8 protein-coding genes and 1 pseudogene are annotated in these 8,852 nt (G+C 66.5%); 6 read left to right on the top strand and 3 right to left on the bottom strand.

Features of this window, described 5'->3' with window-relative positions:
• Both infB and rbfA read left to right on the top strand, forming a co-directional pair.
• Positions 1-2,649, top strand: a 2,649-nt coding sequence (gene infB / locus LQ144_RS22320; RefSeq protein ID WP_230121437.1) for a translation initiation factor IF-2, incomplete at its 5' end; no start/stop codon positions are given.
• A 310-nt stretch (positions 2,650-2,959) separates the two neighbouring features.
• Positions 2,960-3,469, top strand: a complete 510-nt coding sequence (gene rbfA, locus LQ144_RS22315) for a 30S ribosome-binding factor RbfA (protein ID WP_230121436.1) — start codon at positions 2,960-2,962, stop codon at positions 3,467-3,469.
• Between the two features lie 112 nt (positions 3,470-3,581).
• Here the strand turns inward: rbfA and LQ144_RS22310 are convergent, their stop codons facing one another.
• Positions 3,582-4,703 carry a ScyD/ScyE family protein gene (locus LQ144_RS22310; RefSeq protein WP_230121435.1) on the bottom strand — a complete coding sequence of 374 codons (1,122 nt, stop codon included), beginning with the start codon at positions 4,701-4,703 and terminating at the stop codon, positions 3,582-3,584.
• A gap of 175 nt (positions 4,704-4,878) precedes the next feature.
• Here LQ144_RS22310 and LQ144_RS22305 point away from each other — a divergent pair, with 175 nt between their 5' ends.
• Positions 4,879-5,364, top strand: a complete 486-nt coding sequence (locus tag LQ144_RS22305) for a nucleoside deaminase (protein ID WP_230121434.1) — start codon at positions 4,879-4,881, stop codon at positions 5,362-5,364.
• 14 nt (positions 5,365-5,378) lie between these two features.
• On the opposite strand, the gene LQ144_RS22300 is transcribed toward LQ144_RS22305, so the two are convergent.
• Complete coding sequence (locus tag LQ144_RS22300) at positions 5,379-6,584, bottom strand: aminotransferase class I/II-fold pyridoxal phosphate-dependent enzyme (protein ID WP_230121433.1); 1,206 nt, start codon at positions 6,582-6,584, stop codon at positions 5,379-5,381.
• 138 nt (positions 6,585-6,722) lie between these two features.
• On the opposite strand from LQ144_RS22300, the gene truB reads away from it, so the two are divergent.
• From truB to LQ144_RS22285, 3 genes are read left to right on the top strand one after another with little or no spacing between them, the layout of a single operon-like run.
• Positions 6,723-7,658, top strand: a complete 936-nt coding sequence (gene truB, locus LQ144_RS22295) for a tRNA pseudouridine(55) synthase TruB (RefSeq protein WP_230121432.1) — start codon at positions 6,723-6,725, stop codon at positions 7,656-7,658.
• Between the two features lie 2 nt (positions 7,659-7,660).
• A complete protein-coding gene (locus tag LQ144_RS22290; RefSeq protein ID WP_230121431.1) occupies positions 7,661-8,014 on the top strand; it encodes a hypothetical protein in 354 nt (117 codons plus the stop codon).
• A gap of 19 nt (positions 8,015-8,033) precedes the next feature.
• Positions 8,034-8,468, top strand: a complete 435-nt coding sequence (locus LQ144_RS22285; RefSeq protein ID WP_230121430.1) for a hypothetical protein — start codon at positions 8,034-8,036, stop codon at positions 8,466-8,468.
• Positions 8,469-8,515: 47 nt separating this feature from the next.
• On the opposite strand, the pseudogene LQ144_RS22280 reads toward LQ144_RS22285, so the two are convergent.
• Positions 8,516-8,852: pseudogene (locus tag LQ144_RS22280) on the bottom strand (hypothetical protein); the annotation flags it as partial.

The raw sequence follows: 8,852 nt of genomic DNA, 5'->3' as shown, positions 1-8,852 counted from the left end.
CCCAAGGCTCAGGCACCTGCCCCGGCACCGGCCCCCGCACAGGCACCTCAGGCGGAAGCTCCGGCGGCGCCTGCAGCGCCCGCTGCTCCCGCTGCCGCAGCACCTTCGGCCGCCGCCCCCGCAGCTCCCTCGACGGGCGCCAAGCCCGGAGCGCGCCCGGCACCCAAGGCTGAAGCGCCGGCTGCGCCCGCAGCACGACAGGGCGGCTCGGCACCTCGACCGGGCGGTCCCCGTCCCGGCAACAACCCGTTCGCGACGTCCCAGGGCATGCCCCGCGGCCGTGGCGGCGACGGAGACCGTCCGTCGCGCCCGGGCAACAACCCGTTCGCACCTTCGCAGGGCATGCCGCGTCCCGGTGGCAGCCGCACTGACGGCGACCGCCCCGGCGGTCCGCGTCCCGCGGCAGGTGCCGGCGGTCCCCGTCCGGGCGCTCCGCGTACCGGTGGTGCTCCGGGCGGTCCCCGTCCCGGTGCTCCGCGTACCGGTGGCGCTCCGGGCAGCCCCCGCCCCGCAGGTGCCGGTGGAAACCGTCCTACTCCGGGCATGATGCCCAACCGCACTGAGCGTCCGGCACCGGCTGGTGCAGGACGTCCCGGTGGCGGCGGCCGCGGTCCGGGCCGTCCAGGCGGCGCTCCCGGAACCGGTGCTCCCGGTGCCGGCGGCGGCGCTCCGGCCGGCGGTGGCTTCGGCAAGGGTGGCCGCGGTCGCGGCGGAACCCAGGGTGCCTTCGGTAAGGGCGGCGCAGGCCGCGGCAAACAGCGCAAGTCGAAGCGTGCAAAGCGCCAGGAACTTGAGCAGATGAGCGCTCCGTCGCTGGGTGGCGTGAGCGTACCCCGCGGCGACGGCAACACCGTAGTGCGGCTTCGCCGTGGCTCGTCCATCACGGACTTCGCTGACAAGATCGAGGCGAACCCCGCCGCACTGGTGACCGTGCTCTTCCACCTCGGTGAAATGGCAACGGCAACCCAGTCGCTGGATGAGGAAACCTTTGCCCTGCTTGGCGAGGAGCTTGGCTACAAGCTCCAGGTCGTTTCGCCGGAGGATGAGGAGCGCGAGCTGCTCTCCACCTTTGACATCGACTTCGACGCCGAGCTGGAAGCCGAAGGCGACGAAGACCTCGAGGCACGTCCTCCGGTTGTCACTGTCATGGGCCACGTCGACCACGGTAAAACCCGGCTGCTCGATGCCATCCGCAAGTCCGACGTTATGGCGGGCGAGCACGGCGGCATTACGCAGCACATTGGTGCCTACCAGGTCACGCACACCCACGAAGGCGAAGACCGCAAGATCACCTTCATCGATACCCCCGGCCACGAGGCGTTCACCGCCATGCGTGCCCGTGGTGCGAAGGTCACCGACATCGCCATCCTGGTGGTCGCAGCGGACGACGGCGTTATGCCGCAGACCGTTGAAGCCCTCAACCACGCGCAGGCAGCCAACGTGCCGATCGTTGTGGCTGTGAACAAGATCGATAAGGAAGGCGCCAACCCGGACAAGGTCCGTGGCCAGCTGACCGAATACGGCCTGGTTCCTGAAGAATACGGTGGCGACACCATGTTCGTTGAGGTCTCTGCCCGCCAGAACCTCAACATCGACGAGCTGCTCGAGGCTGTCCTGCTGACCGCAGACGCAGCCCTGGACATGCGCGCCAACCCGAACAAGGACGCCCGCGGCATCGCGATCGAAGCCAACCTCGACAAGGGCCGCGGTTCCGTGGCAACTGTCCTGGTGCAGTCCGGTAGCCTGCGCGTCGGCGACACGATCGTGGCCGGTACGGCCCACGGCCGTGTCCGTGCGATGTTCGACGACGACGGCAGCGCCCTGACCGAGGCCGGCCCGTCCCGCCCCGTCCAGGTGCTGGGTCTGTCCAACGTGCCGCGCGCCGGTGACACCTTCTTCGTGACAGCTGACGAGCGCACCGCCCGCCAGATCGCCGAGAAGCGTGAAGCTGCCGACCGCAACGCTGCCTTGGCCAAGCGCCGCAAGCGCATCAGCCTGGAAGACTTCGACCAGGCCGTCGCCGAAGGCAAGATCGACACCCTCAACCTCATCCTCAAGGGTGACGTGTCCGGTGCCGTGGAAGCCCTCGAAGACGCGCTGCTCAAGATCGACGTCGGCGAGGGCGTCCAGCTCCGCGTTATCCACCGCGGTGTCGGTGCGATCACGCAGAACGACGTCAACCTGGCAACGGTCGACAGCGCCGTCATCATCGGCTTCAACGTCAAGCCCGCAGAACGGGTTGCCGAACTGGCAGACCGTGAAGGCGTGGACATGCGCTTCTACTCAGTCATCTACGCAGCAATCGATGACATTGAGCTGGCTCTTAAGGGCATGCTCAAGCCGGAGTACGAAGAGGTCCAGCTTGGCACCGCCGAGGTCCGCGAGGTGTTCCGTTCTTCCAAGTTCGGCAACATTGCCGGTTCCATCGTTCGCTCGGGCATTATCCGACGCAACTCGAAGGCCCGCATCAGCCGCGCCGGCAAGATCATCGGCGACAACCTCACCGTTGAGACGCTCAAGCGCTTCAAGGACGACGCCACCGAGGTCCGCACGGACTTCGAGTGTGGTATCGGTCTTGGCTCGTTCAACGACATCACCGAGGGCGACATCATCGAGACCTTCGAGATGCGCGAGAAGCCGCGCGTCTAAGTTGTTCGTTTGACGAACTAGAGCAGTACTGGTCGGGGCCGTTGGATTTTTCCGGCGGCCCCGCCCCTTCGCCGGACGGGTTGCGATCTGCGATCGCAACCCGTCCGGCTCCGACAGCGGCGTCAGCCTTCCCAATGCTCGCAAGCTCGCATCGGGGCCCTCGGCTGCCACCTTGGATGCCACTCCCAAGCCGCCGGAAAAACTCCAACGGGAGTCCGTCGTAGACTCGCCCTAGGTGCGTGGCAATAAACCAACGAGAGTACGTCAGCTGCTATCGCGCCGTCGTACATCCAAATATTTAGGAGTGGAAATGGCTGATCCGGCACGCGCTGCCAAGTTGGCGCAGCGGATTAAGGTTGTTGTTGCAGAGGCTTTGGGCCGGAAGGTGAAGGATCCGCGGCTTGAGGGCATTACTGTTACCGATGCGCGTGTGACCAATGACCTGCAGCATGCCACCGTCTACTACACGGTGTTCGGTGACCAGGCCGTGCAGGCGGATGCGGCCAAGGGGCTGGAGAAGGCCAAGGGCGTGCTGCGGCAGGAAGTGGGCCGGAACATCACCGTCCGGCTGACGCCTACGCTCGAGTTCGTCGCGGACCAGATCCCCGTGAACGCCTCCAACCTTGAGGAACTGCTCCGCGCCGCGAAGAAACGCGACGCCGAGGTTGCCGCTTTGGCCGAAAACGCCAAGCACGCAGGCGACGCCGACCCGTACAAGAGCGACGTCCCGGTTGACGTGGAGATCGACGAGGACGACTTCGACGAAGAGGACATTGACCTCAGCGGCGATGTCGAAATTGACGAGGACCAGAGCAAGTAACCAGCGTGCAGAAGTCGTGCGGCCGGATCCCTGGGGATCCGGCCGCACCATTTTTGTCATATGGATGTTGTGTGCCCGCCAGGGGTTCCCCGGCGTTTGCCTGGCGCCGGTTTCAGTCGTCTGAATCGTGCTCCAGGGGCACGGACACGACCCGCCCTTCGGGTGCCTTGTTAGGTTCCGGGAGGGAATTGACGGTGGCGTAGAGGGTGTCACCCCTGACATCCACGTCTGCGGCGAGCGTTGCCGGCAGCACCACGTGTTCCTTGCCGGAGTGGGCAGAAAGCCGGAGCACGCCCGCGCCAAACAGAGACGCCACATAGACGTTGCCCTCATCGTCCATGTCCAGCCCGGTGGGGGACATCACGTCGTCGGCAAACATCTTGACGCGGCCGCTGTGCGGGTTGATCTTGAACACTGCGCCGCGGGCGCCAAGGGCCGGGTCCTCCGGTCCGCCGGGGAGCGATGTCACGTACAGCCAGCCGTCCGGTCCCCGTTTGACGTCGGTGGGTACCGGCTCGAAGTTGTAGGTTTGGCCGGACACGCAGCCGGGCAAGCCCACAGCCTTTGCCTCCGCGGCGGTGAAGCGGTGCGGCCGGGGCGGCAGGACAGCCACTGTTTCGGTCTCGCCGGTCCTCACATCAACCGAGACGATGCTGTTGGCGCCGGCATCGGCCACGTAGATGGTGTCCCCATAGACTTCGATTCCGTAGGGATGGGAGTCCACATGTCCCTTGTAGGAAGCTTCCACTTGCGGTGGCAGCTGTGCCGCGCAGGCGGTGGGAAGGCTCCGGAACCCGTAGGAGTTGCCGGCGTCGGCGTTTTCTTTCGTTTCGAGGGCGGCCAGATCGCCTACGGTACGCTGCTTGCCGTCCGCATCTATGCTGCGGAGGTGACCGGCCAGCGCAATTTTGCCTCCGGTGCCGGCCCCTTGGCTTTCAGCGAAATAGACGGTCTTGCCGCGGCGGTCGCTGCCCGCGACATCCCAGGCGCTCTTTTCGTAGACTGTGGTGACGCTTCCGTTCCGGCCGATCCGCGTTAGTCTGCCGGCGAATTCTTCGCTGACCAGGACGGAGCCGTCATGTCCGTCGCTGATGTGGAGGGGGCTCAGCAGGCCCTTGGCCAGCACGGCGGGTGCCGGCGTCTTCGGGTCCGGGACAGCCTGTGCTGCCGGAGCGAAGGACAGAAGGAGCGAGGCGGCGGCGAAGGCTGCCGTACGTGATCTTTGCTTTTTCATGCTGTCTCCAACGTCAATGGTGATCATCCAGAGCATTGAGACCGTTAGTGGGCCGGAAAGACCCGTTCCCCCTGACGCGCGCAGTCTAGTCCCGCTGGTCCGGAGCTGTCGACGGGCGCGGGAAACCATCCCTGCAGGCGGGGGGAAATTGGGCGCATCTGGCTATGATCAGATCATGCTTGCGCAACCTTCAGCGGCAGATGTCCGTGAGTACCTGACTCAGGCGGTAGCCCTCGCCGAACGGAACGTGGCCGCCGGGGGCGGACCCTTCGGCGCGCTGGTGGTCACCCCTGACGGGACGGTCCATGAAGGAGTAAACCGGGTCACCCGGGACAACGATCCCACCGCCCACGCTGAAGTGGTGGCCATCCGGACCGCGGCGGCGGAGTCAGGCAATTTCGATCTCGGCGGTGCGGTCCTCTACGCCAGCTGTGAACCGTGCCCGCTCTGCCTCGCTGCTGCGCTGTGGGCGCGAATCGACCGTGTGTACTACGCCGCAGACCGACACGGCGCGGCGGCCGCGGGGTTCGACGATGCAGTTTTCTACGAGTATTTCGCCGGTACGCGCCCGGAACTGCTGCCGGTCAGCCACACGCCCGTTCCGACGTCGGGCGTCCCCTTCGACGCTTGGCGCAACAACACTGAACGCACCGATTACTGACGCTGGTGACCGGCCTAACTGCTGATGGGTTCTTGTCCCCGCGCGGGATGCCTGTTGCCGCCGTCGTGCTCCCGTTCCGGAAGCCGGGTGACGCCCTCCACGAGTTCAGCCTGGCTGCCGCACAGCGCGATCCGGATCCAGCCCTCGCCAATAGACCCGAAGGCGGTTCCGGGCGCAAACGAGACGCCGGAATCGGCGAGGAAGCGCCGGACCCAGCCCCGGACATCGCCGCCGCTTAGATGTGACACATCCGCCCACAGGTAGAAGGCCCCCTGCGCATTGAGGAACCGGATGCCTTTGGAGCGCAGGATGGCGGAGGCCGCGTCCCGGTTGGCACGGTAGTGCTCCCGCGCGTGCGCCACGTAGTCCTGCGGGCCGGTGAGTGCGGCCAGGGCCGCATACTGCGACGGCGAGGCAACGCAGGAGACGATGGCCTCCATCACGTTGTTCATCCGCTGCTCCAGACCGGGCGGGCAGACGAGGGCCCCTATCCGGAGTCCGGTCAGGCCGTAGGTTTTGGACAGCGTAAGGGACGTGAATACTCTCGCTTCGCCGGGAACACTGCTGTCAAAGCGCGCCGGGCTGACGTGGGGGACATCGTAGGTGAAGGCCTCATAGCATTCGTCCGAAATGATCCAGAGGTCATGCCTTCGGGCCAATTCCACGAGCTCGCGGGTCAGATCCTCGCCCAGCACCGCACCGAGGGGATTCGACGGCGAATTGAGCATGAGAACGCGTGTCCGGTCCGTGATGAGCGCTTCCACATTCTCGATCCGGGGCTGGAAGTCGTGCTCGGGGTAGAGGGGATACCTGACAGGGACGGCATTGACCAGCCGGCTGGTCATGGCGAAGGTGGGATAGCCGGGATTGGGGATCAGGATTTCGTCGCCCGGGCCGAGGAGGAGGCTCATGGCCAGGTGCAGACCCTGCTGGGCGCCGTCAACCACGTATACCCGGTCGGCTTCGATGCCGGTGCCGGACTGCTCGCGGAATCTGTCAGCGAAGGCTTCCCGGAGAGCCGGGATCCCGGCGTTGGGAGTGTAGTTCGTTTCGTCCCGGTCCAGGCAGGCGATTCCGGCGTCCAGGACATGCCGGGGAAGCGGGAAACCGGGTTCGCCGATGCTCAGCACCACAGCGCCGGGGGTGCGCCAGGCCGCCTCGGTGATTTCGCGGATCTGGTTGACGGGGACATCGCTGATGTGCGGCGCAAGCTCAGGCATGACTGCCATCCTAGCCCCGGCCTGTCGGCTGGCGCACCGGCCGGCACACCGGCCGGCACACCGGCTGGCAGGCCGGCCGGAAGGTCGGCAGGGCGGGGCCGGACCGGGCTGGCCGGCCGCCCCGATATACTGGGAGGCGTGCTTTCTGGACTGGTAATAGTGGACAAGCCGCAGGGATGGACCAGCCACGATGTGGTTGGACGGATGCGGCGGATCGCCGGTACCCGGAAAGTGGGCCACGCCGGAACGCTGGATCCCATGGCCACCGGCGTGCTCGTGGTCGGAATCAACAAGGCCACGCGGCTCCTTACCTACATCGTGGGAACCTCCAAGACCTACACGGCAACCATCCGGCTCGGCGAATCCACCGTCACGGACGACGCCGAGGGCGAGGTCGTGGCCACTGTGAGTGCCGCTGCTGCCACGGAGGACGCCATCCGGGCCGGGATCGCATCGCTGACCGGCGAGATCCAGCAGGTGCCCAGCAGCGTCAGCGCCATCAAGGTCAACGGAGAGCGCGCCTATGCCCGCGTCAGGTCGGGTGAAGACGTAAAGCTCGCCGCCAGGGCCGTGACCATCCACCGCTTCGAGGTGCACGGAATGCGCCGCGAGCGGGGCGGGGACGTGGTGGACATTGACGTCACCGTCGAATGCTCGTCCGGGACGTATATCCGTGCCCTGGCCCGCGACCTGGGCGGTTCACTGGGCGTCGGCGGCCATCTGACGGCGCTGCGCCGGACCCACGTGGGGCCGTACTCGCTGGACCAGGCCCGGACGCTCGAGCAGCTCGCCGAGGAACTCGAAATCCTGGAAATGTCCGAAGCGGCCAGGGCCCTCATGCCCAACCGGGAACTGAGCGCGGAGGAAACCACCGAGATATCGTTCGGCCGCCGGATCGCTGCGGGAGCCCCTGCGGGCTCCGCGGAAGCGGCCACCGCGGACCGTCCGGCGGCCGCGTTCGCCCCCGACGGATCACTCGTGGCCTTGCTTGCTGACACCGGCAGCTTCGCCAAGCCGGTGCTCGTATTCGCGCCCGGAACCGGCGGTTCGCCCACCAGAGAGCAGGCCGGTTAGCCTTGGACGCATATTTCTACATCATCCTGGGCGTCGGACTCCTCTCCACCGTCACCTGCGCGGTGGCGGGAATCCTGAAGAAAGCCCCCAACGATGTCACTATTCTGTCGGTGGGCGCCGTGGAGTTGTCGCTGCTGGTGTACCTCGTCGGTTCGATCGTCCGGGTTATTGCGGGGGAACAGATCGCAGGCGAGGCCTGGGAATTCTGGGGCTATCTCGTCACCGCCCTCATGCTGCCCGTCGCCGCGGTGTACTGGTCCATCCTGGAACGGACCCGCTGGAGCAACTTTGTCCTTGCCGCCGTCGGCGTGACCGCCCTGGTCATGGCCGCGCGAATGAACCAGATCTGGTACTGAAGTGGAAGAAGCACACAACGTGACCGCAACTCCCAAAACCGCCGCAAGCCCCCGGAACACGCGCAACACAGGCCCGGGACGGCTCCTCATCGCGGTGTATGCCGTGTTCGCCATTTCAGCCACAGCGCGGGCCGGCTACCAGATTCTCACCAAGTTCTCCGAGGCGCCACTGGCCTACGTGCTGTCTGCCCTCGCGGCCCTCGTCTATGTCGTGGCCACGGTGTCGCTCGCCAGGCCGGGCCGGACCTGGTTCCGTGTCTCGGTCATCGCCGTGCTCGTGGAACTGGTCGGAGTGATCGTCGTCGGCGCGCTGAGCGTGTTTGACGCCGTCCAGTTTCCGCACGAGACGGTGTGGTCCCTGTTTGGCCGCGGCTACGCCTTCATCCCGCTGATCCTTCCGGTGCTGGGCCTGGTCTGGCTCTACCGCAGGCGGCCATCCGCGCCGGCCGCCTAGCTGCACCCCATCTGGCGGCACCACACCCGGCAGTACTGCACTGCCGCTTACTTCTTGCCGAACAGGTCTCCGAGGATCCCGCCGAGGCCGCCGTTGTTGTTCGTTGACGGCCGCCCGGATGTTGACTGATCCGGCTGGTCCTCGCCCGGCAGATCAACGTCAATGACCTCGCCCGGCGTGACGGAACGCTGCGCCGGTTCGCCCTCCATGCCAGTGGCTGGCTCGGGGCTCTGCGCGGGCCCAGGCGGCTGAGTCGGCTCGGGCTGGTCCGAAGCCGGAACCGGGCTTGCCTGGGACTGCTGTTGCCGGCCTCCGCCCAGAAGGCCGCCGAGGATGTCACCCAGGCCTCCTTGTCCCTGGCCGCCCGCGCCGGCAGCGCCACCC

Origin of the sequence: Arthrobacter sp. Bi83 (assembly GCF_918698095.1) — a bacterium.
In the GTDB taxonomy this organism is placed as follows: domain Bacteria; phylum Actinomycetota; class Actinomycetes; order Actinomycetales; family Micrococcaceae; genus Arthrobacter.
Note: the sequence above shows the minus strand (reverse complement) of the source record. Positions and strands in the feature narration are given on the sequence as shown.

Bases quoted from the DNA above. Each gene is read 5' to 3' on its own strand.
- LQ144_RS22300 (WP_230121433.1), bottom strand. From the start codon at position 6,584: ATGCCTGAGCTTGCGCCGCACATCAGCGATGTCCCCGTCAACCAGATC.
- rbfA (WP_230121436.1), top strand. From the start codon at position 2,960: ATGGCTGATCCGGCACGCGCTGCCAAGTTGGCGCAGCGGATTAAGGTT.
- LQ144_RS22310 (WP_230121435.1), bottom strand. From the start codon at position 4,703: ATGAAAAAGCAAAGATCACGTACGGCAGCCTTCGCCGCCGCCTCGCTC.
- LQ144_RS22305 (WP_230121434.1), top strand. From the start codon at position 4,879: ATGCTTGCGCAACCTTCAGCGGCAGATGTCCGTGAGTACCTGACTCAG.